Annotated in this window: 18 protein-coding genes; 8 read left to right on the forward strand and 10 right to left on the reverse strand. The window is 64.8% G+C overall.

Features of this window, described 5'->3' with window-relative positions:
- The first annotated feature begins 9 nt into the window (after positions 1-9).
- From meaB to pbN1_RS11245, 4 genes are all read left to right on the forward strand, one after another.
- Positions 10-1,050 carry a methylmalonyl Co-A mutase-associated GTPase MeaB gene (meaB, locus tag pbN1_RS11230; protein ID WP_168954470.1) on the forward strand — a complete coding sequence of 347 codons (1,041 nt, stop codon included), beginning with the start codon at positions 10-12 and terminating at the stop codon, positions 1,048-1,050.
- 53 nt (positions 1,051-1,103) lie between these two features.
- Entirely contained in the window at positions 1,104-2,636 is a 1,533-nt protein-coding gene (locus tag pbN1_RS11235; RefSeq protein WP_169201728.1) for an acyl-CoA carboxylase subunit beta, read from the forward strand.
- A gap of 147 nt (positions 2,637-2,783) precedes the next feature.
- Positions 2,784-4,772 (forward strand): acetyl-CoA carboxylase biotin carboxylase subunit, encoded by a 1,989-nt coding sequence (gene accC / locus pbN1_RS11240; protein ID WP_169201727.1) that lies wholly within the window; start codon positions 2,784-2,786, stop codon positions 4,770-4,772.
- A 458-nt stretch (positions 4,773-5,230) separates the two neighbouring features.
- Entirely contained in the window at positions 5,231-6,619 is a 1,389-nt protein-coding gene (locus pbN1_RS11245) for a KamA family radical SAM protein (RefSeq protein ID WP_169201726.1), read from the forward strand.
- Between the two features lie 89 nt (positions 6,620-6,708).
- Here the strand turns inward: pbN1_RS11245 and pbN1_RS11250 are convergent, their stop codons facing one another.
- Both pbN1_RS11250 and pbN1_RS11255 read right to left on the reverse strand, forming a co-directional pair.
- The gene (locus pbN1_RS11250) at positions 6,709-7,185 is read right to left on the reverse strand and encodes a VOC family protein (RefSeq protein ID WP_169117398.1); all 477 of its coding nucleotides are present in this window, start codon (positions 7,183-7,185) and stop codon (positions 6,709-6,711) included.
- Positions 7,186-7,312: 127 nt separating this feature from the next.
- Complete coding sequence (locus pbN1_RS11255; RefSeq protein WP_169201725.1) at positions 7,313-8,140, reverse strand: AraC family transcriptional regulator; 828 nt, start codon at positions 8,138-8,140, stop codon at positions 7,313-7,315.
- A 117-nt stretch (positions 8,141-8,257) separates the two neighbouring features.
- Between pbN1_RS11255 and pbN1_RS11260 the strand changes: the two genes are divergently transcribed.
- Both pbN1_RS11260 and pbN1_RS11265 read left to right on the forward strand, forming a co-directional pair.
- Positions 8,258-9,496 carry a CynX/NimT family MFS transporter gene (locus pbN1_RS11260; RefSeq protein WP_169201724.1) on the forward strand — a complete coding sequence of 413 codons (1,239 nt, stop codon included), beginning with the start codon at positions 8,258-8,260 and terminating at the stop codon, positions 9,494-9,496.
- A 212-nt stretch (positions 9,497-9,708) separates the two neighbouring features.
- Complete coding sequence (locus tag pbN1_RS11265) at positions 9,709-10,845, forward strand: hypothetical protein (RefSeq protein ID WP_169201723.1); 1,137 nt, start codon at positions 9,709-9,711, stop codon at positions 10,843-10,845.
- Positions 10,846-11,117: 272 nt separating this feature from the next.
- On the opposite strand, the gene pbN1_RS11270 is transcribed toward pbN1_RS11265, so the two are convergent.
- From pbN1_RS11270 to pbN1_RS11290, 5 genes are all read right to left on the reverse strand, one after another.
- Entirely contained in the window at positions 11,118-11,243 is a 126-nt protein-coding gene (locus pbN1_RS11270) for an AbrB/MazE/SpoVT family DNA-binding domain-containing protein (protein WP_210147476.1), read from the reverse strand.
- A gap of 156 nt (positions 11,244-11,399) precedes the next feature.
- Positions 11,400-12,374 (reverse strand): virulence RhuM family protein/type II toxin-antitoxin system death-on-curing family toxin, encoded by a 975-nt coding sequence (locus pbN1_RS11275; protein ID WP_169201722.1) that lies wholly within the window; start codon positions 12,372-12,374, stop codon positions 11,400-11,402.
- A gap of 159 nt (positions 12,375-12,533) precedes the next feature.
- Entirely contained in the window at positions 12,534-13,259 is a 726-nt protein-coding gene (locus tag pbN1_RS11280) for a response regulator transcription factor (protein ID WP_169201721.1), read from the reverse strand.
- Positions 13,256-15,361 carry a PAS-domain containing protein gene (locus tag pbN1_RS11285; protein WP_169201777.1) on the reverse strand — a complete coding sequence of 702 codons (2,106 nt, stop codon included), beginning with the start codon at positions 15,359-15,361 and terminating at the stop codon, positions 13,256-13,258. The genes pbN1_RS11280 and pbN1_RS11285 overlap by 4 nt, the downstream gene beginning before the upstream one ends.
- Positions 15,362-15,438: 77 nt before the next feature.
- On the reverse strand, positions 15,439-16,575 hold the full coding sequence (locus pbN1_RS11290; protein WP_169201720.1) for an AraC family transcriptional regulator: 1,137 nt from the start codon (positions 16,573-16,575) through the stop codon (positions 15,439-15,441).
- 142 nt (positions 16,576-16,717) lie between these two features.
- On the opposite strand from pbN1_RS11290, the gene icmF reads away from it, so the two are divergent.
- Both icmF and pbN1_RS11300 read left to right on the forward strand, forming a co-directional pair.
- Positions 16,718-20,005 carry a fused isobutyryl-CoA mutase/GTPase IcmF gene (icmF, locus tag pbN1_RS11295; protein ID WP_169201719.1) on the forward strand — a complete coding sequence of 1,096 codons (3,288 nt, stop codon included), beginning with the start codon at positions 16,718-16,720 and terminating at the stop codon, positions 20,003-20,005.
- A gap of 96 nt (positions 20,006-20,101) precedes the next feature.
- Positions 20,102-21,301, forward strand: coding sequence for a J domain-containing protein (locus pbN1_RS11300; protein WP_169201718.1), 1,200 nt, complete (start codon positions 20,102-20,104; stop codon positions 21,299-21,301).
- A 171-nt stretch (positions 21,302-21,472) separates the two neighbouring features.
- On the opposite strand, the gene pbN1_RS11305 is transcribed toward pbN1_RS11300, so the two are convergent.
- The 3 genes from pbN1_RS11305 to pbN1_RS11315 all read right to left on the reverse strand — a co-directional run bounded on the left by pbN1_RS11305 (position 21,473) and on the right by pbN1_RS11315 (position 24,746).
- Positions 21,473-23,353, reverse strand: a complete 1,881-nt coding sequence (locus pbN1_RS11305; RefSeq protein WP_169201717.1) for a putative bifunctional diguanylate cyclase/phosphodiesterase — start codon at positions 23,351-23,353, stop codon at positions 21,473-21,475.
- A 258-nt stretch (positions 23,354-23,611) separates the two neighbouring features.
- Positions 23,612-24,250: a DedA family protein gene (locus pbN1_RS11310; protein WP_169201716.1), complete on the reverse strand. Its 639-nt coding sequence runs from the start codon at positions 24,248-24,250 to the stop codon at positions 23,612-23,614.
- Positions 24,251-24,323: 73 nt separating this feature from the next.
- The gene (locus pbN1_RS11315; protein ID WP_169201715.1) at positions 24,324-24,746 is read right to left on the reverse strand and encodes a DUF4124 domain-containing protein; all 423 of its coding nucleotides are present in this window, start codon (positions 24,744-24,746) and stop codon (positions 24,324-24,326) included.
- Positions 24,747-24,798 lie beyond the last annotated feature (52 nt).

Genomic DNA, 24,798 nt, shown 5'->3' on the forward strand with positions numbered 1-24,798 from the left:
GACGTATCGATGCCGATGAACAAATCCGAACGCCTGCCGGAATCCAGGGCCGATTTCGTGCCCGAGCTCGACGCCGCCGACCGCGCCTTGGTCGACGGCGTGCTAGCCGGACAACTACGCCCACTGGCGAAGACGATCACGCTGATCGAGTCGTCGCGCGAGGACCATCAGGCGCGCGCGCACAAAGTAATGGAGGCGCTGTTGCCGGCGAGCGGCAATGCGCTGCGCATCGGCATATCCGGCGTGCCCGGCGTCGGCAAGTCGACGTTCATCGAGGCGCTGGGCCTGTACCTGATCGAACAGGGGCATCGCGTCGCGGTGCTCGCGGTCGATCCGTCGTCTTCGGTGACCGGGGGCTCGATCCTCGGCGACAAGACGCGCATGGAGATGCTGTCGCAGCGCACCGAAGCGTATATCCGCCCCAGTCCGTCGGCCGGTTCGCTCGGCGGCGTCGCAGCGAAGACGCGCGAGACGATGCTCGTGTGCGAGGCGGCGGGCTTCGACGTGATCATTGTCGAGACGGTCGGCGTCGGCCAGTCGGAGACCGCCGTCGCCGGCATGACCGACATCTTCTGCCTGCTGCAGCTGCCGAATGCCGGCGACGACCTGCAGGCGATCAAGAAGGGGATCATGGAGATCGCCGACCTGATCGTCATCAACAAGGCCGACATCGATGCGCGCGCGGCGCAGCTCGCGAAATCCCAGATGAAGAGTGCGCTGATGATGTTCCGCCACGCGTCGCCGAACTGGACGCCGCCGGTGCTGACGCTGTCGGCGCTGCAGAAGGACAGTGTCGCCGGGTTCTGGGACGAAGTGAAGCGCTACCGGGACACGCTGAGGCCGACCGGAGAGTTCGACGCGAAGCGCCGCCATCAGGCGCTCGCGTGGATGTGGGAAATGATCGACGGCGGCCTGCGCAGCCGCTTTCGCAGCCACCCGCAGGTGAAGCACGAGTTGCCCGGGCTTGCCCGCGCGGTCGAAGAGGGCGCGACCACGCCGTCGGCCGCCGCGATGCGCCTGCTCGGCTATATGGAAAAACCGTCACAGTAGCGCGGAAAACGAAATTTCGGCGCCGCCAAAAGCGAAGCACAAGGAGGTTTTCAATGCACGACATCATCCGCCAGCTGCGGGAAAAGCGGGAGGCAGCCCGTCTCGGCGGCGGCCAGCGGCGCATCGACGCCCAGCATGCGAAGGGCAAGCTTACCGCACGCGAGCGCATCGAACTGCTGCTCGACGAGGGCAGCTTCGAAGAGTGGGACATGTACAAGGAGCACCGCTGCACCGACTTCGACATGGCGGACGAAAGGGTGCCCGGCGACGGCGTCGTGACCGGCTACGGCACGGTCAATGGCCGGCTGGTGTTCGTCTTCTCGCAGGATTTCACGGTGTTCGGCGGGTCGCTGTCCGAGACGCACGCGCAGAAGATCTGCAAGATCATGGACCACGCAATGAAAGTCGGCGCGCCGGTGATCGGGCTCAATGACTCGGGCGGTGCGCGCATCCAGGAAGGCGTCGATTCGCTCGGCGGCTACGCCGACGTGTTCCAGCGCAACGTCATGGCGTCGGGCGTGGTCCCGCAGATCTCGCTGATCATGGGCCCGTGCGCCGGCGGCGCGGTGTACTCGCCGTCGATGACCGACTTCATCTTCATGGTCAAGGACTCGTCGTACATGTTCGTGACCGGCCCCGAAGTCGTGAAGACCGTCACGCACGAGGAAGTGACTGCCGAGGAGCTGGGTGGCGCGGTGACGCACACGACGAAGTCGGGCGTCGCCGACCTCGCGTTCGAGGACGACGTCGAAGCGCTCGCCGGCTTGCGTCGCTTCATCGACTTCCTGCCGCTGTCGAACCGCGAGAAGCCGCCGGTCAAGCCGACCGCCGACCCGGCCGACCGCGTCGACGAGTCGCTCGACACGCTGGTGCCGGCAAACGCGAACCAGCCGTACGACATGAAGGAACTGATCGCGAAGATCGTCGACGAAGGCGACTTCTTCGAGCTGCAGCCGGACTACGCGAAGAACATCCTGATCGGCTTCGGCCGCATGGAAGGCCAGACAGTCGGCATCGTCGCGAATCAGCCGCTGGTGCTCGCCGGCTGCCTCGACATCAAGAGCTCGATCAAGGCGGCGCGCTTCGTGCGCTTTTGCGACGCGTTCAACATTCCGGTCGTGACGTTCGTCGACGTCCCCGGCTTCATGCCCGGCACCAGCCAGGAGTACGGCGGCATCATCAAGCACGGCGCGAAGCTGCTGTACGCGTACGCCGAATGCACCGTGCCGAAGATCACCCTGATCACGCGCAAGGCCTACGGCGGCGCCTACGACGTCATGAGCTCGAAGCACCTGCGCGGCGACGTGAACCTCGCCTGGCCGACGGCCGAGATCGCGGTGATGGGGCCGAAGGGCGCGGTCGAGATCATCTTCCGCGAGGAAAAGAATGACCCGGCGAAAATCTCCGCGCGCGAAGCCGAGTACAAGGAAAAGTTCGCGAACCCGTTCGTCGCGGCCCACCGTGGCTTCATCGACGACGTCATCATGCCGCACAACACGCGCAAGCGGATCTGCCGCTCGCTGGCGATGCTGCGCGACAAGCAGCTCGACAACCCGTGGCGCAAGCACGGCAACATCCCGCTCTGACCGTTCATCGCTCTGAATTGAGGTAAGAAATGTTCAAGAAGATTCTGATCGCGAACCGGGGTGACCAGCCGCGCAGCGGCGCAGCGACGAAGTCACATTGCCTTGCACGCGCAGCGTGCCGAGGCGATTTCACCGCGGAGACCGCCAATGTTTAAGAAGATCCTGATCGCAAACCGCGGTGAAATCGCCTGCCGCGTCATCAAGACCGCCCGCAAAATGGGCATCAAGACCGTTGCCGTGTATTCCGAGGCCGACCGCGACGCGCTGTTCGTCGACCTGGCCGACGAAGGCGTGTGCATCGGACCGGCGGCGTCCAAAGAGTCGTATCTGGTCATCGACAAGATCATCGCCGCGTGCAAGCAGACCGGCGCGGAAGCGGTACACCCGGGTTACGGCTTCCTGTCCGAGAACGCCGAGTTCTCGCGCCGGCTCGAGGAAGAAGGTATCGTTTTCATCGGGCCGAAGCACTACTCGGTCGGCCAGATGGGCGACAAGATCGCGTCGAAGAAGCTCGCCAAGGAAGCCAAGGTCAACACGATTCCGGGCTACGCCGACGCGATCGACACCGCCGAGCAGGCGGTCGAGATCGCCAAGGGCATCGGCTACCCGGTGATGATCAAGGCTTCGGCAGGCGGCGGTGGCAAAGGTCTGCGCGTCGCATTCAACGACCAGGAGTGCTTCGAAGGCTTCACGTCGTGCCGCAACGAAGCGAAGACCGCGTTCGGCGACGACCGCATCCTGATCGAGAAATACGTGCTCGAGCCGCGCCACATCGAGATCCAGGTGCTGGGCGACGCGCACGGCAACGTCGTGTACCTGCACGAGCGCGAGTGCTCGATCCAGCGCCGCCACCAGAAAGTCATCGAAGAGGCGCCGAGTCCGTTCCTCGACGCGGCGACCCGGCGCGCGATGGGCGAGCAGGCGGTCGCGCTCGCGAAGGCGGTGCAATACCAGTCGGCCGGCACGGTGGAATTCGTCGTCGGCGCCGACAAGTCGTTCTACTTCCTCGAGATGAACACCCGGCTGCAGGTCGAGCACCCGGTCACCGAGATGATCACGGGGCTCGATCTCGTCGAGCAGATGATTCGCGTCGCCGCCGGCGAGAAGCTCGCGTTCTGCCAGGAAGACATCCCGCTCAACGGCTGGGCGATGGAGTGCCGCATCAACGCCGAAGACCCGTTCCGCGGCTTCCTGCCGTCGACCGGGCGGCTCGTGAAATTCCAGCCGCCTGTTTCGGTCGAGGGCCAGGTGCGCGTCGATACCGGCGTGTATGAAGGCGGCGAGATCTCGATGTTCTACGATTCGATGATCGCGAAGCTGATCACGCACGGCGCGAACCGCGACCAGGCGATCGAGCGGATGCGCGACGCGCTCAACGCGTTCGTGATCCGCGGCATCAGTTCGAACATCCCGTTCCAGGCCGCGCTGATGCAGCATCCGCGCTTCGTCTCGGGGCACTTCAACACGGGGTTCATCGCCGAGGAGTACCCGAAGGGCTTCGACGCTTCGATGGTGCCGCACGACGACCCGACGCTGTTCATCGCGGCCGCCGCCGCGCTGCACCGCCATTTCGAGGACCGCGACGCGCAGATCTCCGGGCAGATGCCGGGCCACGAGCGGATCGTCAGCGACAAATACACGGTGATGCGCGGTGATGAACGCAGCCTTGTGACGGTCGTGCCGGCTGTGGGTGGCTACGACGTGAAGCTCGCCGGCGAGACGTTCGCGGTGCGCACCGACTGGAAGTTCGGCGACGCGCTGATGAACGGTACGCTCAACGGCAAGCCGTTCACGATCCAGGTCGCCCGCACCGGCCTGCGCTATCGCCTGTCGCACAACGGTACGCACGCGGTGCTGCTGGTGATGAGCGCCCGGTGGGCGGAATTGCAGGCGCTGATGCCGACCAAAGTGCCGCCGGACCTGTCGCGTTTCCTGCTGTCGCCGATGCCGGGGCTGCTGCGCGAGATCGCGGTGCGCGAAGGTCAGGAGGTCAAGGCGGGCGAGAAGCTTGCGGTCATCGAGGCAATGAAGATGGAGAACGTCCTCAAGGCCGAGCAGGACGGCAAGGTGAAGAAGATCGTCGCCACGGCTGGCGCCAGCCTCGCGGTGGACGAGGTGATCGTCGAGTTCGAGTAACGGCGGTTCCGCTGCGATAACCCGGCCGCGCGATCCTGGTGGGGGCGGTCTGGGAAAAGGGCTCCTCGAGGTGAGCCCTTTTCTTTTTCCTTTTTTCTTTTCCCTTTCCGCCTTTCTCTCTTTCCGCATCCGCGCCACACTCTTCTCGTTGACGTGATCATGATCGATGTGGCCGGAGAGTGATCCCGGGCAATCTCTTGGCAGCGCGGCGCCTGGTCGTGGCGTCGATGCTCGCATTTCAATATTTGCCCAAATATAAATTGTGAGATATTATGGCTGCGCTTCACGAACGCCTGCTGCGTGCCGGCGTTCGTTCCTGAACGGCAGCGGGTCGCTCACTTCTTCGCGACGTCCTGTACCGCCGCCACAAGACCAACGTTCGACGGACCGCGCATTACCCCTTGATCGCCTTCGCGGGGACTTCGCGTGCCGGTCCGGAACGAGATCAGGAGACATCCATGACGGCCCAAGCCCAGTCCCTTACCCGCCCGATCACTTTCAACGCCGCGCGCTTCGAGCCGGTGCCGTTCAAAGTCTACACGCAGCGCGACTTCGACCAGATCGTGCCGCTCGCGAAGCTCTCGGAGGCGCAGCGCTTCGAGATGAAAGTCGTGTCGTCGGTGCTGCCGTTTCGCGTCAACCAGTACGTCATCGACGAACTGATCGACTGGGACAACATCCCTGCCGATCCGATGTTCCAGCTGACGTTCCCGCAGCGCGGCATGCTCGCGCCGGAACATTTCGACCGCATCGCCACTTTGCTCGAGCGCGGCGCGGACAAGAAGGATGTCGACGCGGCGGTCGACGCAGTGCGCCACGAGCTGAACCCGCACCCCGCCGACCAGATGGAAATGAACATGCCGCGCGACGAGCACGGCAACCGCCTCGAGGGCATTCAGCACAAGTACCGCGAGACCGTGCTGTTCTTCCCGAGCCAGGGCCAGACCTGCCACAGCTATTGCACGTTCTGCTTCCGCTGGGCGCAGTTCGTCGGCGACAAGGAGCTGCGCATCGCGTCGTCCGAAGCCGAGACGCTGCACGCCTATCTGCGCCATCATCGCGAAGTCACCGACCTCTTGTTCACCGGCGGCGACCCGATGGTGATGAAAACGCGCCACCTGCGGGATTACCTCGAGCCGCTGCTCAAGCCGGAATTCGACCACATCCAGACGATCCGCATCGGCACCAAGGCGCTGACGTTCTGGCCGCACCGCTTCCTCGGCGCCGATGATGCCGACGAGCTGATCGCGCTGCTCGAACGCCTCACGGAGGCGGGCAAGCACGTCGCGCTGATGACGCATTTCAACCATTGGAAGGAACTCGACACCGAGGCGACGCAGGCCGCGGTGCGGCGGCTGCGCAAGGCCGGCGTCGTGATCCGTGGGCAGGGGCCGCTGATCGCCCACCTCAACGACGATCCCGACGTGTGGGCGCGGATGTGGAAGACGCAGGTGCGGCTCGGCATCGTGCCCTACTACATGTTCGTCGAGCGCGACACCGGCGCGCGCAACTACTTCGAAGTGCCGCTCGTGCGTGCGTGGGAGATTTACCGCGATGCGATGCAGCAGGTATCGGGCTTGGGGCGTACGGCCCGTGGCCCGAGCATGAGCGCGAGCCCCGGCAAGGTCGAGATCCAGGGCGTGACGGAAGTCGCCGGCGAGAAAGTCTTCGTGCTGCGCTTCATCCAGGGACGAAACCCGGACTGGGTGCAGCGGCCGTTCTTCGCGAAGTTCGACGCGCAGGCGACGTGGTTCGACCACCTGAAGCCGGCGTTCGGCGACGAAAAATGGTTCTGGGAGGACGAGTACGAGGCGATCCGCGACGACAAGCTGTCGGCCGCCTGCTGAAGTCTGCCTGCGTCGCGGGTCGTACATTCGCCGGCGTTCGGGTCAAACCGAAGGCCGGCGCCGTCTCGTCAAAGCGACGATCCTGCCGGTCAGCCCGCAAGGCGCGCGAATGCGTCGACGACTTCCGGCGGCGCCTGCACCAGTTCGACGAGCACGCCTTCGCCGCCGATCGGGAATTCGTCATTGCCTTTCGGATGCAGGAAAGTGATGTCGAAGCCCGCCGCGCCGCGGCGGATGCCGCCGGGCGCGAACCGCACGCCCTGCGCCGTGAGCCACTCGACCGCGACCGGCAGATCATCGACCCACAGGCCGACGTGGTTGAGCGGCGTCGCGTGCACCGCGGGCTTCTTTTCGGCATCGAGCGGCTGCATCAGGTCGACTTCGACCTTGAACGGCCCCTTGCCCATTGCGCAGATGTCCTCGTCGACGTTCTCGCGCTCGCTGACGAAGTTGCCGGTGACTTCCAGCCCGAGCATGTCCACCCACAGGGTCTTGAGCCGCTCCTTGCTCGGGCCGCCGATGGCGATCTGCTGGATGCCGAGGATCTTGAACGGGCGGTGGGTCATTTGGGGAATCTCCTGAATTCGGGCGAGGGAAGGAAACCAAAGCCGGAATTGTAGCGAACGGACGAGGGCGGTGCATGAGCCCCGTACCGGGCCGTCCGGTCCCGCACCGCCGTCCTGCTCCCCCATGTCACGGCCGGGACTCGCTCGTTGCGCGCCGCAGCCGCAGCGATTCCCCGCGTTCGACGAGATAGCGCGCCGGCGGCTTGCCGAGCACTTTCTTGAACATCGTGATGAAGGCGCTAACGGATTCGTAGCCGAGATCCTGCGCGACCACCTGCACCGTCATCCCCGCCGACAGGCGCTGCAGCGCGATGACGATGTGGAGCTGCTGGCGCCAGCGGCCGAAGGTCATGCCGGTCTCACCGACGATCAGGCGCGCCAGCGTGCGCTCGCCGATCGACACGCGCCGTGCCCATTCGGCCATCGTGCTGCGGTCGGACGGATCGTCCATCAGCGCGTCGGCGATGCGGCGCAGGCGCGGGTCGGCCATGATCGGCAGATGAAGCTGTTCGGCCGGCATCTGCACGAGCTCGTCGAGCAGCACCGCGACGAGGCGACCGGTCGGGCTGTCGGCCGAATAGCTGCGAGGCAGTTCGACGAGGCGCTGGATCAGCTCCCGCAGCAGGGGGCTCACCGACAGCGTGCAGCAACCTGCCGGCAACGCCGCCGCGTCGGGCTCGACGAACAGCAGGCAGATGCGGCCATTCAGCGACACCCGGTTGGTGTGCGGCATGCCGCCCGGGATCCACACCGCGCCGTGCGGTGGCACGATCCACAGGCCGGAGGGTACTTCGCACGTCACCGAACCGCGCGCCGCCAGGACGAGCTGCCCCTTGCGGTGCCGGTGCACCGGCAGCTCGCGGCTGTTGTCGCGGATGTCGACGGTCAGCGCCACGGCCGGGCTGTACAGCTCGTCCGGGTCGAAGCGCGCCAGGCTGTCAAGAAGGTCGGACATGAAGGGAAGGCTCGTGTGGAGGCAGGATCAAGATATTAACCGTCAAGATATCGAGATTCAGATAACCGGCCACCCTCTAGAATCGAATCCATCTCCCATTCTTCCACGTGGATTCGCATGAAACCGCACACCTCCGTCACGCCGCCTGCCGCCCAGGGCCTCCTCATCGTCGGCATCCTGCTGATCGCCGCGAACCTGCGCGCGCCGGTCACCGGCGTCGGCCCGGTGCTCGCCGATATCCAGCGCAGCTTCGGTTTCAACGCCACGCAGGCCGGCGTGCTGGCGACGCTGCCGCTGCTCGCGTTCGCGCTCGTCTCGCCGCTCGCCGCCGGCCTCGCGCGCCGGCACGGGCTCGAGCGCACGCTGTTCGGGGCGCTGCTGCTGCTGACGATGGGCATCGTCGTCCGTTCGTCGAATACCGCGTGGGGGCTGTTTGGTGGCACGGTGATACTGGGCAGCGCGATCGCGCTGTGCAATGTCCTGCTGCCGAGCCTGCTGAAGCGGGACTTCGCCGCGAAGGTCTCGACGATGACGTCGCTTTACGCGGTGACGATGAGCGTGACCGCCGCCTTGTGTTCGGCGGTGATGATTCCGCTGGCCGGCCTGTCGTCGTACGGCTGGACTTTCGCGCTGGGAATCTGGGCTGTTCTTGCCGCGTTCAGTGCGGTGGTGTGGCTGCCGCAACTGCGCAGCGCGACGCGCCCGGTGCAGCAGGCCGCGGCGTCGCCCGCCATCCCGATATGGCGCTCGCCGCTGGCGTGGCAGGTGACGGCCTTCATGGGGCTCAATTCGTTCGTCTACTACGTCGTCATCAGCTGGCTGCCCGCGATCCTGCAGCAAAACGGCTATTCCGCGGCGTCCGCCGGCTCGCTGCACGGGCTGCTGCAGCTCGCCACGGTGGTCCCCGGCGTGCTCGCGGTGCCGCTGATCCATCGCCTGACCGATCAGCGCGCCGCCGCGTTCCTGAGTTCGGCCCTCGCCGTGGCCGGCCTCGCCGGCTTCATCGCGCTGCCGGGCTGGAGCGTCGTGTGGTGCATCGTCTATGGCTTCGGCAGCAGCGCCTGCCTGATCCTCGCGCTGACCTTCATGAGCCTGCGCGCGGGCAGCGTGCACCAGGCGGCGGCGCTGTCGGGCATGGCGCAGGCGGTGGGCTACCTGCTCGCCGCGGTCGGCCCGACCCTCGTCGGCGCGCTCTACGACACCTTCGGCGGCTGGTCCGCCGCGCTGCTGCTGTGCGCGACGATATCCGCGATCCAGGCCGTGTTCGGACTGTACGCCGGCCGCCCGACGCAGATCGGCGCGCTGTCGCCGGGGGCGGTGGAGCCGGCGTCGGAACTGGCGGTGAGGCGGCGCTGACGAGGACTGCTGGTTACAGAGAATGGCTTCGCCGAGGAAAAGCCTTGATCCCTTGATTTCAGGGCATCAGTTACCACTTGCACGGATGCCTGAAATTCTGGTGGACGTTCTATCGATATGCATAAAAACACGGTTTCGTTGCGGACAATTTTACCGTCAGATATAATCTTTTTGGAATATTCGAACCGATTTATCATACTTGGAATAAAAGCGTGAAAATAAGTCCTCTGCTTGCTATTTTCTTGCCGCTCGCTGCTTCCGCGCAAGGCTATCTTGAGAATCCACAACCGGGGGCTAATGAATCTGGAATCTCCTTGGTGTCTGGATGGCATTGTAGTGCAAGCGAAGTCACCGTTTTCATTGACGGAGTATCTCTCGGGAAGTCAGGGGTCGGAAGCATTAGAAATGACACAGTGGACATTTGCGGTCACGCAGGTACCGGGTTCTCTCTTCTCTATAACTACAATATTCCAGAGCCAGGAGTTCACGAGATTTCCGTATTTTCGGATGGCGCTCTCATGGAGCGCAGAACGTTCAACACGGTACGATCAGGAGGAACTCCATTCCTAAGCGGTGCGACCAAAACTATTCAGGTCGAAAATTTCCCATCAGTGGGTCAGGCGGCGATCCTTGAGTGGAGCCAAGCAAAGCAAAGTTTTGTCGTTACGAATATAGAAGGCGGGGATGGCGCTTCGGGTCCCAACACTGCGGAGGGCATGTGGACTGGGGTATCTGAGGATAATCGGCGCATGACCGGCTTTGTCCTTGATGATGGTGCGTACTACGTCTTCTACACGTTATCTAATAATCATAGTTTTATGGGCGGAGTGGTTCAGGGCTCTGGTAATTCGGCTAACGGTACTTTCTCGTCGACGAACCTCCGTGACTTTAGCTTGGAAGAGTTAGATGTTTTTTCAGGATCCTTTTCAGCGAGCTATGATCCTCAGAACACAATGAATGGAACTGGGAGTTACAGTAACGGTGCGCAGTCGAAATTTTCTGCTACATATTCAACCGCTTGGGAGACACCAAGCAGCCTCGCCGGTATTGCGGGCCACTATGCTGGCTCGGTTGCGACAGAATTCGGCATCGAAGGGGCGACAGTCAGAATTTCGTCCTCAGGCCTTATAGCCGCTGCTGCTTCGGGCTGTCAGCTATCAGGCAATCTCACCCCGAGGTCACGAGGAAACGTCTTTAACATGACCCTGAAATTTGGATCCTCTCCGTGCGCCTATGCTGGGCAGACATTCCGCGGGATCGCAACTCTTGCAGGGTCCAGCGATACGTTGGTCGCGGCCGCACTAAATGGTGCGCGTACCGAAGGCGTCATGTTCATAGGGCAAAAATAGGAATTCGTTTATGACAATGGGGCACCTCGAAAAGCTCGGCTCGCCCGCCCTTGGTAAAATTACAGCATTCTGAATCTTGCTCTAGCCCGCAGCGCGGCGCCGAACTGCCCGCGCAGCAGCGATCCGGCGTAGTCGGGCAGATGCAGCGGGTTGGCCTGGCGGAAGGTGAAGTGGTAACGGGCGAGGGGGGAAGGTCATGAGGCGGACTTCGGGCGACCGCGAATATTCGATGTGTCAGATGCCCGCGAGCGACTCGAACTCGGGGATGGGCATCAGCATACCCCCTTGCCTTTCGGAATGAAGACGAATTCCTGCCCGGCTTGCCAGTGCTGTTCTTCGCGCACTGCCTTCGGGATGGAGATCTGGAACTTGTTTGACAGGGTGGCTGCAGCTTGCATGATGACCTCGGTGATCGATGAGGATTTGGTAAGAATTATAGGGATTGGCTGGATCAGGGGCGCATCCAGGCAAGCAGGGTCTGCTTGAGGTCGGGCAGTTCCCTCGCCTTGATCACGCGTACCGGGTATTGGCGAGCCCGCTCGGCTGGGAAGTAGTCATGTGCCGTTCCCGGCGAGCATGTTCATGAGCAGGCGGATCAGCACGTCCCGGTCGTCGGGGCGGGACTGGGCGACGAGGAGCGACAGGGCGGCGAGGCCGACGTCATTGATCACCGGGCTGCCGTCGGTGTCGAACAGGCGGCCGTTGCGATGCAGGAAGCCGGCGAAGAGGAAGGCGCCGATGCGCTTGTTGCCGTCGGTAAAGGGGTGGTTCTTGACGATGAAATACAGCAGGTGGGCGGCGCGCGACTCCAGCGTGGGGTAGGCCGGTTCGCCGAAGGCGGTCTGGTCCAGGTTGCCGAGGAGGGCGGCGAGGCCGTCTTCACGCTCGATGCCGAACAGCGCACTGGCCTGCCCCTTGGCCATCAGGTCGGTCTTGAGATTGGAGATCCCGGCACGCGCCTCGGTCACCGAAGGCAGCTCGCCGCCGGGATGGCCGCGCGGCTCGGTGAGCAGGCCCTCGTCATAGCGCTGCAGCCACAGGAAGGTCTGGGTGTAGCGCACGACGATTTCCGCCAGGCCGCGCCCGGCTTCCTGCCCCAGTTCGGGGTGGGCGAGGGTCCGGCGCACGAGCTGCAGCGCGGCTTCGAGTTCGCGGGCGTTGTGTTCCAGGCGCTGGCGGTCGAGGGCGTAGCCGCGGGTGAGGTACTCCTTGAGTACGCGGCTGGCCCATTGGCGGAACTGGGTGCCGCGCCTGGAGTTGACGCGGTAGCCCACGGACAGGATGGCATCGAGGTTGAAGAAGCGCGTCTGGTAGGTTTTTCCGTCGGAAGCAGTACGTGCAAAATTTGCACATACTGCCGCCTCGTCCAGTTCGCCTTCCCTGAACACGTTGCGCAGGTGCTTGGTAATCACCGAGCGGTCGCGTTCGAACAGTCGTGCGATCTGCTCCTGCGACAGCCAGACCGTTTCCTGCTCGATACGCACCTGGATGGATTCACCTTCGGCTTCGAAAAAGACCAACTCGTTCATCTGTGGCATTCCGTTGTGGCGGGCAGGTAGCTGAAGTTTATTTTTATGGCATTGAGAGGGCGTGCTTGCGTGACGAGGCAGTTCCTTCATGCAAGAAAACGCGTGACCCGTTGGGTTTTCTGGGACGGCTCGTCCTTGCCTGCACCCGTCGTCGTGCCGTCATTCCCATCGCACCTGCGCCGAGAATAGATAGCCCGCGCCATACACCGTCTTGATCAGCTTCGGCTGCTGCGGGTCGTCGTCGAGTTTGCGGCGCAGGCGCGAGATGCGCACGTCGATGCTGCGGTCGAACGGGTCGACGTCGCGCTCGCCGAGCAGCTGTTCGCGGCTCAGGATCTTGTTCGGCCGGCGCAGCAGCGTGAGCAGCAGCGCCGCTTCGGCAGCCGAAAGGCTGACTTCGGGTTCGCCGGGGCGGGCCAGCGCGAGCCGTCCGGTATCGAAGCGCCAGTTTGCGAAGACCGCGACATTGCGTTCGTCGGCGCCCGGATCGGGCGACGCGGCGCGCTGGTAGCGGCGCAGGATCGAGCGCACACGGGCGACGAGTTCGCGCGGTTCGAACGGCTTGACGAGGTAGTCGTCGGCGCCGAGCTCGAGTCCGAGGACGCGGTCGGTGACGTCGTTGCGGCCGGTGAGGATCAGCACCGCGCACGGGCTGCCGTCCTGCAGTTCGCGCACGACCTGCATGCCGTCCATGTCCGGCAGGCCGAGGTCGACGATCACCAGGTCGGGGGAAGCCTTCCGCGCGCGGGCGAGCAGTTCGCGACCGGTCGCGACGTGTTCGCTGCGGAAGCCGTAGTCGGCGAGCGCGCCGCAGATCAGGCGGGCGATGTCCGCTTCGTCCTCGAGAACCAGGATAAGCGGCGGCACAGACGCGTTGTCGGTCATCGGGGGGGCAGGTCCTCAGTGGTTGCCGGAACATCCAGGATCGCGGCGAGGCTCGTCGCGAGCGTGTCCTGGTCGAAAGGCTTGCGCAGCACCGGTACGTCGAGCTGCGCCGTGCCGGCGAGCGCATTGTCGCTGGCGTAACCGGTGATCATCAGGATCGGCAGCCGCGGACGCAGCGCGCGGGTACGTGCGACCAGTTCGCGACCGCCGATCGCGCCGGGCATCACGGTGTCGGTGACGAGGACCGCGATCTCCGGGACCGACTCGATCAGGCTCCACGCTTCGACGCCGTCGGCGGCCTCGATGACGGGGTGGCCGAGCGCGGTCAGCTGCAGCCGGATGACGCGGCGTACTTCGGGGTCGTCCTCGACGAGCAGCACCGGTCCGGCCACCTTGCGCTCGCGCTGCACCGGGGATGGGCGTTTATCCGTCGTCGGCGGCGTCGCGCCGACGGCGCGCGGCAGCACGAACGTCACTGTCGTTCCCGAGCCCGGCGTGCTGCGGATGCGGATGTTGCCGCCCGACTGGCGCACGAAGCCATACACCATCGCGAGCCCGAGGCCGCTGCCCTGGCCGAACGGCTTGGTCGTGAAGAATGGCTCGAACAGCCGCGGCAGCAGTTTCGCGTCGATGCCGCTGCCGGTGTCGGTGACGTCGATCTGCACGTAGTCGCCGGCCGGCAGCTCGATGAGCATCGCCAGGCTCGCGGGGATGTGGCGCTCGCTGATCGCGATCGTCAGCTCGCCGCCGTCCGGCATCGCGTCGCGCGCGTTGAGCGCGAGGTTCAGCAGCGCGTTCTCGAGCTGGTGCGGATCGACGAAGGCGTACAGCGGCGCCGGCGGCAGGCGCGTCTGCAGGCGGATGTTCTCGGTCAGCGAGCGTGACAGCAGTTGCGCCATGTTGAGCACCAGCGCGCCGACCTCGACCGCGGCCGGTTCGAGTCCCTGGCCGCGCGAGAACGTCAGCAGCCGCTTGATCAGGTCGGCGCCGCGCCGCGCCGCGTGCAGCGCCGGGTCGAGGTGCTCGCCGGCGGGGCCGCCCGGCGGCAGCTTCGATTTCAGTTCCGACAAGTTGCCGATGATGATCGTCAGCAGGTTGTTGAAGTCGTGTGCGAGACCGCCGGTGAGCTGGCCGACGGCTTCCATCTTCTGCGCCTGCACGAGCGCGGCCTGGCTCGCCTTCTGTTCGGTGATGTCGCTCGACAGCACGAAATAGCCGACCACCTCGCCCTGCGCGGATACTTCCGGCACGACGACGCTGCGCGCGTGCACGGTGCGCCCGTTGTCGAGCTTGCGCGAATATTCGTAGCTGACGCGCTCGCCGGTCGCAGCGACCTTCAACTGCTCGACGACCAGCGGGTACAGCGCGGCGCCGAACACGCTCTCGATGCTGCGGCCGACGATCGCGTCCTTGGTCAGGCCGAACCATTCGGCGTAGCCGCGGTTCGCGAACTGGTAGATCTCGCCGCGATCGACGTACGCGATCAGCGCCGGGATCGAGTCGATGATCAGCTTCAGCCGCTCTTCAGAGCGCCGCAGCGCGCCGGCGATCTCGTCGACCTCGGCGTGCGCCTGCGCGAGCCGCGCGTTTGCGCCCTCGAGTTCGGTCGTGCGCGCCTTGACGCGCGCCTCGAGTTCGGCGTTCTGCCGCTGGATGACGTCCTCGTAGCGGCGCTGCTCGGTGATGTCGGTCCATAGCGAGACGAAGCCGAGATTGGGGATCGGCACGCCGCGGATCGCGAGGATCTTGCCGTTCGGCCGCGCGCGCTCGGCGTAGTGCGGCAGGAACGCCCGCGCGGCCGCCATGCGTTCGGCGACGAGCTGGTCGACGTCGCCTTCGCCGTATTCGCCGCGTTCGGCATTGAACCGCGCGAACTCCTCGAACGGCGTGCCAACGTGGACCATCTTCTCGGGGAAGTCGAGCAGCCGCAGCATCGCCTTGTTCCACGTCACGAGCTTCGGCGTCGCATCGAAGACGGCGATCGCCTGGTCGAGCAGGTCGAGGCCGGCGAGCAGGAGATCGTAGCGGCGCAGCTCGTGGGACGACGGCTTCGGCGGCGGCGGGCCGCCTTTTGCAGGCGGAGTCGGCGTGTTGCGCAACATCAGGCGTGCATCCCCCGGGTCGGCTGGGTTGTAGGGCTTGCCCATTCTAGTCATCTCCGCTGGCGAGCACGCGCCGACTACCTCACGGGACGCACCGCAGGGCGCGGCGGCGCCGGAGCCTGGAGGTCCGCCCCCGCGCCCTGATTCAGCAACTGCTTCCGAAACCGCTCCGGCGACATCCCGGTCCAGGCGACCACGGCACGATAGAACGCCGAGGGATCGGCGTAGCCGAGCTCGGTGGCGATCTGCGCGATCGGCAGGGCGGTTTTCGTCAGCCGGGACAGCGCGATGTCGCGGCGCAGGGCGTCCTTGATCGTGCGAAAGCTCGAGCCTTCCTCCTCGAGCCGGCGGTGCAGCGTGCGCGGTGACAGGTGCAGCCGGTCGGTGACGGCCTCGAGCGACAGGTTGTCGGGCAGGGCGTCGCGCAGCAGGTCGCGCACGCGATACACCATGTCGCGGTCGCGCCGGTAAAGCATCGTGATCTTGCCCGGCGCGCCGTCGAGGAAGGTGGCGAGCGCGGCGTCGTCGCGGCGGACTGGCAGGTCGAGCAGGTTGTCGCGCAGCCGCGCGACGAGCGTGCCGGCGTCGAAGAACGAATGTTCCGTATAGACCAGTGTGTAGTCGTCGGCGTGCGGCGGGCGGGGGTAGGGGAAATGCACCGAGTCGAGCGCGAGCTCGCGGCTGACGAGCCAGCACGAAACCGCGTGGATCAGCCGCAGCAGCCACTCGAACGCGAACACGCGGGCCGGATCGCCGCGCCGATCCGCGAGCCGGCGCGTCTCCGAAATGCGCAGTTCGGCGCGCTCGTCGCCGTCGCCGCGCCGCACGCTCACCGCAAGATCGGGCAGCACGATGCGCAGGAAGCGCGCGGCGCGATCGAGCGCGTCGCCGAGCGTCGCCGCACCGAGCATGCTGCGGCACAGGAACTCGAAGCTGCCCGAGCGCATCGGCTGCGCGAACAGGCCAAAGCCCTCGTCGTCCATCTCGCGCCCGATCAGGTTGTACAGCGCCGCGTAGCGGTCGATCGGGATGCGTCTGGCAGCGTCTGCAAGGTCCACCCCCGTCTCGGCGAGCAACGGCGCGGGATCCCGCCCCTGCCGGACCATTCCCGACAGCATTCCCGTGACGAAGCCTCGCGCAACCGTCGCGCGGCGGCTGCGAGCGGGGCGCGGCGAGGCGGCGGCAAATGCGTCACCAGCGGAACGGGCGGGCATGTTCGGACTCGTGCAGCGCAAGGCGCGAGGTTGATCGGAAGGTTGGCGGATTTTGCACGATGGACGTCCGGCCGGGCAATGGCAATCGGTCGGTCGGCCCCCTAAGATGCAGGGCATCAGCGAACATCACGTGGAAAACGACATGACCAACCTCAGCGAAGCCAGGAAGCTCGTCAACTACAAGCCGAAGAACAAAGTCCGCTTCGTGACCGCGGCGGCACTGTTCGACGGTCACGACGCGTCGATCAACATCATGCGGCGGATCCTGCAATCGACCGGCGCCGAAGTGATCCATCTCGGGCACAACCGCTCGGTCGGCGAAATTGTCAACGCGGCGCTGCAGGAAGACGTGCAGGGTATCGCGATCACGAGCTACCAGGGCGGACACGTCGAGTTCTTCAAGTACATGATCGACCTTTTGCGCGCGAACGGCGGCGAGAACATCAAGGTGTTCGGTGGCGGCGGCGGCGTGATCGTGCCGTCCGAGATCCGCGAGCTGCACGACTACGGCGTCACGCGCGTGTATTCGCCCGAAGACGGCGCGATGATGGGGCTGCAGGGCATGATCAACGACCTTGTCGAGAATTCCGATTTCGACCTCACCGCGGTTGCGCCGCAGACTGCCGACGATATCGTCAGGCAGCTCACGACGGGCGAGCGCGCGGACCGCCAGCGCGTGCTGTCGCGTGTCATCACCGCGCTCGAGAACGGCGCCTATGGCGATGACGTCAGGAAGGCGATCATCGACGCGGCGGCGAAAGTCAGGACGCCGGCGCTCGGCATCACCGGCACCGGCGGCGCGGGCAAGAGCTCGCTGACCGATGAACTCGTGCGTCGTTTCCGCCTCGACCAGGCTGACCGCCTCAAGCTCGCGATCGTGTCGATCGACCCGTCGCGCAAGCGCACCGGCGGTGCGCTGCTCGGCGACCGCATTCGCATGAACGCGATCGAGCACGTCAACATCTACATGCGCTCGCTGGCGACGCGCGACACCGGCTCGGAGATCTCCGCGGCGCTGCCCGAAGTCATCGCCGCGACGAAGCTCGTCGGCTTCGACCTCGTCATCGTCGAGACTTCCGGCATCGGCCAGGGCAACGCCGCGATCGTGCCGTACGTCGACCTGTCGCTGTACGTGATGACGCCGGAATTCGGCGCGGCGAGCCAGCTGGAGAAGATCGACATGCTCGACTTCGCCGATTTCGTCGCGATCAACAAGTTCGACCGCAAGGGCGCCGACGACGCGCTGCGCGACGTGAGGAAGCAGTACCAGAGGAACCGCGAGCTCTTCAGCCAGCCGACCGACGCGATGCCGGTGTTCGGCACGATGGCGGCGCGCTTCAACGACGACGGCGTGACCGCCTTGTACCAGGCGATGTTCCCGAAGCTCGTCGAGAAGGGCCTCAAGGCCAAGCCTGGCGTGCTCCCGGCCGTGGTGACAAAGGCGTCCTCCCACGGCCGCGCGATCGTGCCGGCCGAGCGCACTCGCTATCTCGCGGAAATCGCCGACACCGTGCGCGACTACCACAGGCACGTGCAGCAGCAGGCGCGCGTCGCCCGCGAGCGTCAGTCGCTTCGAACCGCGAAGGCGCTGTTCGAGCAGTGCGGCAAGGACGCGGGCTCGCAGGTGACGTTCGACGAACTGATCGGCTGGAAGGACGGCGAGCTGACGCCCACGGCGAAGAAGCTGCTCGAGATGTGGCCGAAGACGAAGGAGCTCTACGCCGCCGACGAATACGTCGTGAAGATCCGCGACAAGGAGATCCGCACCAAGCTGACGAGCGAATCGCTGTCGGGCAGCAAGATCCGCAAGGTCGCGCTGCCCGCGTTCGACGACGACGGCGAATCGCTGAAATTCCTCATGAAGGAGAACGTGCCCGGCTCGTTCCCCTACACCGCCGGCGTGTTCGCGTTCAAGCGCGAAGGCGAGGACCCGACGCGGATGTTCGCCGGCGAAGGCGACGCGTTCCGCACGAACCGCCGCTTCAAGAAGGTCTCCGAAGGCATGCCGGCGCACCGGTTGTCGACCGCCTTCGACTCGGTGACGCTGTACGGCTGCGACCCGGATCTGCGCCCCGACATCTACGGCAAGATCGGCAACTCCGGTGTGTCGATCGCGACGCTCGACGACATGAAGGTGCTGTACGACGGCTTCGACCTCGTGGCGCCTTCGACCTCGGTGTCGATGACGATCAACGGGCCGGCGCCGATCATCCTCGCGTTCTTCTTCAACACCGCGCTCGATCAGCAGGTTGCGAAGTTCAAGGCGGACAACGGCCGCGAACCGACCGAGACCGAATTCCAGAAGATCAAGGAATGGACGCTGTCGTCGGTGCGCGGCACCGTGCAGGCCGACATCCTGAAGGAAGACCAGGGCCAGAACACCTGCATCTTCTCGACCGAGTTCGCGCTGAAGATGATGGGCGACATCCAGGAATACTTCGTCCATCACCAGGTGCAGAACTTCTACTCGGTGTCGATCTCCGGCTACCACATCGCCGAAGCCGGCGCGAACCCGATCTCGCAGCTCGCCTTCACGCTGTCGAACGGCTTCACCTACGTCGAGTCGTATCTCGCGCGCGGCATGCACATCGACGACTTTGCGCCGAACCTGTCGTTCTTCTTCTCGAATGGCATGGACCCGGAATACTCGGTGATCGGCCGTGTCGCACGCCGCATCTGGGCGGTGGCGATGAAGAACAAGTACGGCGCGAACGAGCGCAGCCAGAAGCTGAAGTACCACGTGCAGACTTCCGGGCGCTCGCTGCACGCGCAGGAGATGGACTTCAACGACATCCGCACGACGCTGCAGGCCTTGATCGCGATCTACGACAACTGCAACTCGCTGCACACCAACGCGTACGATGAGGCGATCACGACGCCGACCGAGGAATCGGTGCGCCGCGCGATGGCGATCCAACTCATCATCAACCGCGAGTGGGGCCTGGCGAAGAATGAGAACCCGAACCAGGGCGCCTTCATCATCGAGGAACTCACCGACCTGGTCGAAGAGGCGGTGCTGCAGGAGTTCGAGGCCATCTCCAGCCGCGGCGGCGTGCTCGGCGCGATGGAGACCGGCTACCAGCGCGGCAAGATCCAGGAGGAGTCGCTCTACTACGAGCACAAGAAGCACGACGGCTCGTACCCGATCATCGGCGTCAATACCTTCCTGAACCCCAAGGGCAGCGCGCAGCCGGAAATCGAGCTCGCGCGCTCGACCGAGGAGGAGAAGCAGGGGCAGTTGAAGCGCCTCGCCGACTTCCAGGCGCGCAATGCCGCGGAAGCGCCGAAGTGGCTCGCGAAGCTGCGCCAGGCCGTCATCGACGACGGCAACGTGTTCGAGGTGCTCGTCGACGCGGTGCGCTACTGCTCGCTCGGGCAGATCACGTCGGCGCTGTACGAGGTCGGCGGGCAGTACCGGCGCAGCATGTGACCCACCTAACGCCGACTCCGGCTCCCCGCATTTCAGGGCGGGGAGCCGGGGCACCGGTCTGAAGGCCGGCTCCGGGAAGTTGCTGCGAAATGGTCGATGCTGCCGCGACGCCCACATGTTGACCGGCGCGATGTGCGGCGCCAGACTTCAGAGTTTTATCGGCCCTCCGGATTCCAGACCATGCTTTTCGACTCGTCCAAGCCTTCGATCGTCATCGCTGGCGACAAGGGCGTATCAGGAACCTTGACTCGCAACCAGAAAACTTTCAACCGCCTGATCAAGCAGATCGAACAGAAGCGTCAACGCCTGGCGGCATGGGAAATACTCCTGCCGCGCTACCAGAAGAAGTACGCGGAAGAGCTTTTGCCCATTGAAGCCGAACTCGAAGGCCTGCAGTTGCAGATGGTGCGAAAGCTGGACCAGGCATATGGGCAGAAAGGCCTGACGCGCACCGAGCGCAAGGTCCTGGCCGAATTTATCGCCAATCTGGTGGCTCCGCTTCTCGAGAAGTCGGACGATCCGGAACTCAAGGAAATCTACAACCGGCACAGCGGGTCGGATTACGACGAGGATCTTGCGGCGGAAAAGCAGCAGCTCAAGGAAATGTTCGAGGGCATGATGGGCGTCGGGCTGGACGACGATATCGATTTCAACGACCCCGAATCCTTCCTGCGTCAGGCACATGAGAAAATGACCGAGCAGGCGGAAAAGGCGAGTGCCGAGCAGGCCTCACGCGCGGCGCGGCGCAAGAAAACGGCGAAGCAACTGGCCCGCGAACAGGCGCAGGAAACCGAGGAAAAGGAGATCAGCGCCTCGATTCGCGACGTTTACCGCAAGCTCGCCAGCGCGCTGCACCCCGATCGTGAGCCGGACCTGGCCGAGCGCGAGCGCAAGAACCTGCTCATGCAGCGCGTCAATCGCGCTTATGAAAGCCGGAATCTGCTGCAGCTTCTCGAACTGCAGCTGGAACTGGAGCACATTGACCCGGCCGATCTGGCCCAGATGAGCGAAGATCGTCTGAAGCGCTTCAATGCGATCCTGAAGGACCAGTCGAAGGAACTCGACATGGAGATCACGGGTATCGAACATGCGTTCACCCTGCGCTTCCAGGTCGATCCGCGGCAACGCCTGTCTCCCGAGAGCATGTTGTCCTTGCTCGACGTTCAGATCGTGCGGAAGAAGCAGACGTTCAGGTCCATGGAAGAGGATCTTGCGAAGTTCGACGACATCAAGGAAATCAAAGCGCTGCTCAAGGATCTGAAGTCCATGCGGTTTGACGAAGGGATGATGTTCTGAGCGGGTGGGGGCGCCAGTAAAGCATTGCCGGCGTCCCGTCGTGTCAGCCGACTGACGGCCCGATCCGGGCGGGCTGTGGGCAGACGCCGGGGTTTCCCGCTACGGCAGAGAGTTTCGGTTTCCTTGGCGGCGGAGCTGCGAACTTTCCGCCCGGGCCCGGCTCACGAACCGTCAGTGAGCAGTTGCCAGCGTTGTGTCCCCGGCCGGGGGGCGGTGCCTCCACTGGCAATGCGCCTCCCAGTCGACGAACTGTTCGGTCGGAATCGGAAAGCCGACGAAATGGCCCTGGGCGGTGTCGCAGCCGAGTGCCCGCAGGCTGTCCCACTGCGCCTCGCTTTCGACGCCTTCGGCGACGACGCCGAGCCCGAGGTTGTGGCCGAGTTCGACGGTCGAGCGCACGATGACCGCGGAGCCGGCGTTTGTCAGCATGCTTGCGACGAACGACTGGTCGATCTTCAGCGAGTCGACGGGCAGCTTCTGCAGGTAGCTCAGGCTCGAGTAGCCGGTACCGAAATCGTCGATGAAGAGATCGACACCCAGCGCCTTCAAGCGCTGGAGCGTCTTGAGCGCGCCGACCGGGTCTTCCATCAGCGCGCTTTCGGTCAGTTCGAACTGCATCATCTCGGGCGGCATCGCCCAGGTGGCGAACAGGCTCGAGATCCGGTCGACGAGGTGCGGATCGCGCAGGTCCTGTGCCGACAGATTGACCGACAGCGGCTGGCGGATGCCCTGTTCGAACCACGTGTGGCTCTGACGGAACGCGGTTTCGAGCACCCAGCGCGTCAGCGGCATGATCAGGCCGGCACGTTCGGCGAGCGCGATGAATTCGCCGGTCGCGATCATGCCGTGCTGCGCGTGCTGCCAGCGCACCAGCGCTTCCGCGCCGCATACTTCGCCGGACGAGATCGATACTTTCGGCTGGCAGTACAGCAGCAGTTCGTTCTTGTCGATCGCGCTGCGCAGGTCGCTCATCAGCGCGAGGCGGCGCGTGCATTCCTGATCGGCGGTGCCCTGGTAGAGCGCGAATTTCGCGGCGGTGCGTTTTGCCTGGACGGCGGCGATCTTCGCGCGGCGCAGGATCGCATCAGCAGTGTTGCCGTGGCCGGGAAACATCGCGACGCCGATGTAAGCGTGCGGGTCGACGGTCAGCGGGCCGAGCGGCACCGGGTCGCAGACTTCGCGCATGATCCGCTGCGCCAACCGGATCGCGACTTCGGCGCTGGTGTTCGGCAGGGCAAGCGCGAATTCGTCTTCACCGGCGCGCGCGACCGACTGACCTTCGCCGGCGAGTTGCGACAGACGCCTCGCCATCTCCCGCACCAGGAGGTCCGCCTCCTCGTAGCCCAGCGTGTCGCTGATCTCCTGGAAGTGCCCGATCTTGATGATCAGCAGCGCGAGCGGATTGTGCGCGGCGTGCACCGCCTCGATCGCGCTCGTCAGCTCCTGCTGCAGCGACGTGCGGTTCGGCAGCCCGGTGAGCGTGTCGAAGTAGGCCATGTGGCGGATCGTTTCTTCCGCCTCGCGGTGGCGCGCGCGCATCCGCAACGTGCCGATGCCGAAGCCCAGGTCATCGGCCATCTCGCCGAGCAGCGCGCATTCCTGTTCGTTGAAGGCGTCGGGCTCGGCGGCGAAAATCGTCAGGTTGCCTGCCACCCGGCCTTCGACCAGCAACGGAAAGGCCGCGACCGAACCATAGCCGCGATCGATGGCTTCGGTGATCGCGATCGGCAGGTGGGGCGCGGCCACCGTCTTGATGTCCTGCACCACAGCCGGTTTGCCGGTTCGCACCGCCTGCGCGGTCGGGCCGCCTTCCCCTTCGGCCCAGGTGAAATGCGCGATGTCGAAAAAGCCGTCTTCGAATCCTCGATGAGCGACCGGGCGCAATGTCTTCCCTTCATCCTGCTCGGCAAAGCCAACCCATGCCATGCGGTAGCGGCCGAGTTCGACGATGACCCTGCACATCTCCTGCAGCAGGCTCGTTTCGTCCTCGGCCCGCAGCAGTGTCCGGTTTCCGGCGCTCAACGTGCGCAATGCACGTTCGGCATAGTTCATGATCTTCCTTTTGTACCCCGCGCCCCGGGGGGCGCGCGGTCTCGCTGGATTCGATCGTGGCTGTCCTGCACGACGTGGCGATGGTTTGCCGGCGCGTCGCCCGATAAACAATAAGACCAGAGCTCTCGCAGATCGTGCCACCCTCCTGCCTTCAGGGTAGTGTCCGGAATGTTCTGGTGCAACGACGGTAGGTTGCCGGGTGGGCGGCGGCGCGAAACCGCTGTGCGAGGGCGATCCGCATGATCACCGGCCCCCATCTTACGCAGTCGAGCGTGATTTCCACGCGCCGAGCGCGACCGGCACCAGCGACAGGACGATGATCGCGACGATGACGAGCGTGAGGTTCTGCTTGATCCACGGCATGTTGCCGAACCAGTAGCCGGCGAACGTCAGCGACACGACCCATGACAGCGCGCCGATGACGTTGAAAAGCGTGAAACGTGCATACGTCATGTTGCCGATGCCGGCGACAAACGGGGCGAAGGTGCGGAACAGCGGCAAAAAACGCGAGATCACGAGCGTCTTGCCGCCGTGCTTCTCGTAGAAAAGGTGCGTCTTCATCAGCGCCGCCTTGTTGAAGAGGCGCGAGTTCTCCCACTGGAACACCTTCGGCCCGAAGTAGCGGCCGATGGCGTAGTTGACGGTGTTGCCGAGTACCGCGGCGATCGTCAGCACGGTGATCAGCAGGCCGATGTCCATGCCGCCCACCGCCGCGAGCGCGCCGGCGACGAACAGCAGCGAGTCGCCCGGCAGGAATGGCGTGACGACGAAACCCGTCTCGCTGAAGATCACCGCGAACAGGATCGCGTAGATCCATATCCCGTAAGCCTGGACGAGCGCCTCGAGGTGCTTGTCGAGGTGCATGACGATGTCGATGAGGAGATTGATGATTTCCATGGGCGGGGGCGCGTGCGCCGGTCGGCGAAGTTGGGGATTTTACCCGACGGCGTCCGCCCCGCCCTGCGGTGTTTCACCGGAGTCGCTCGGCGCGCCGGCACTCGAAAAACTCCCGCTCCGACAGCTTTTCCGCGGTTTCCCCTTCGCGCCGGGCATTGTCCGGGTGCCGCCGCGTTTTCGCCAGGCGCTGCGCCCTGGCCCTGTCTTCGCGGATCTGCAGGCAGCGGTCCGATTCGGCCTTCCGCTGCACCGCGTTCTCGACGGCGGCCTCGCGGCGCCGGGCCGCCCGCTCGTCGTCAATGCGCCTCAGTTCGACCCGGCCGGTCTCGGTTCGCGAGCGCGCCCGCAGGTCGTCGAGCCGGTCGTAGTCGCCTGCCGCCGGCTTCACTTCCAGCGGCGCTGAATCGGCGTCGCAGGGGGTGCCGGAAAACACCGTCCTGCCGCCTTCCCGGCATTTGTAGACCTGCCCGTGCGCGGGTGGATGGAGCGCCAGCACGGCGGCGCCGATGCATAGCGAAAGGAGGCGGAGGGTGAATGGACGTTCCTGC

This window comes from Aromatoleum bremense, from assembly GCF_017894365.1.
GTDB lineage: Bacteria > Pseudomonadota > Gammaproteobacteria > Burkholderiales > Rhodocyclaceae > Aromatoleum > Aromatoleum bremense.

Coding starts and splice junctions, on each gene's coding strand:
- icmF (WP_169201719.1), top strand. CDS start 16,718: ATGACCAACCTCAGCGAAGCCAGGAAGCTCGTCAACTACAAGCCGAAG.
- pbN1_RS11280 (WP_169201721.1), bottom strand. CDS start 13,259: ATGACCGACAACGCGTCTGTGCCGCCGCTTATCCTGGTTCTCGAGGAC.
- meaB (WP_168954470.1), top strand. CDS start 10: ATGCCGATGAACAAATCCGAACGCCTGCCGGAATCCAGGGCCGATTTC.
- pbN1_RS11235 (WP_169201728.1), top strand. CDS start 1,104: ATGCACGACATCATCCGCCAGCTGCGGGAAAAGCGGGAGGCAGCCCGT.
- accC (WP_169201727.1), top strand. CDS start 2,784: ATGTTTAAGAAGATCCTGATCGCAAACCGCGGTGAAATCGCCTGCCGC.
- pbN1_RS11305 (WP_169201717.1), bottom strand. CDS start 23,353: ATGAACTATGCCGAACGTGCATTGCGCACGTTGAGCGCCGGAAACCGG.
- pbN1_RS11290 (WP_169201720.1), bottom strand. CDS start 16,575: ATGCCCGCCCGTTCCGCTGGTGACGCATTTGCCGCCGCCTCGCCGCGC.
- pbN1_RS11310 (WP_169201716.1), bottom strand. CDS start 24,250: ATGGAAATCATCAATCTCCTCATCGACATCGTCATGCACCTCGACAAG.
- pbN1_RS11260 (WP_169201724.1), top strand. CDS start 8,258: ATGAAACCGCACACCTCCGTCACGCCGCCTGCCGCCCAGGGCCTCCTC.
- pbN1_RS11300 (WP_169201718.1), top strand. CDS start 20,102: ATGCTGCCGCGACGCCCACATGTTGACCGGCGCGATGTGCGGCGCCAG.
- pbN1_RS11245 (WP_169201726.1), top strand. CDS start 5,231: ATGACGGCCCAAGCCCAGTCCCTTACCCGCCCGATCACTTTCAACGCC.
- pbN1_RS11285 (WP_169201777.1), bottom strand. CDS start 15,361: ATGTTGCGCAACACGCCGACTCCGCCTGCAAAAGGCGGCCCGCCGCCG.
- pbN1_RS11250 (WP_169117398.1), bottom strand. CDS start 7,185: ATGACCCACCGCCCGTTCAAGATCCTCGGCATCCAGCAGATCGCCATC.
- pbN1_RS11270 (WP_210147476.1), bottom strand. CDS start 11,243: ATGCAAGCTGCAGCCACCCTGTCAAACAAGTTCCAGATCTCCATCCCG.
- pbN1_RS11255 (WP_169201725.1), bottom strand. CDS start 8,140: ATGTCCGACCTTCTTGACAGCCTGGCGCGCTTCGACCCGGACGAGCTG.
- pbN1_RS11275 (WP_169201722.1), bottom strand. CDS start 12,374: ATGAACGAGTTGGTCTTTTTCGAAGCCGAAGGTGAATCCATCCAGGTG.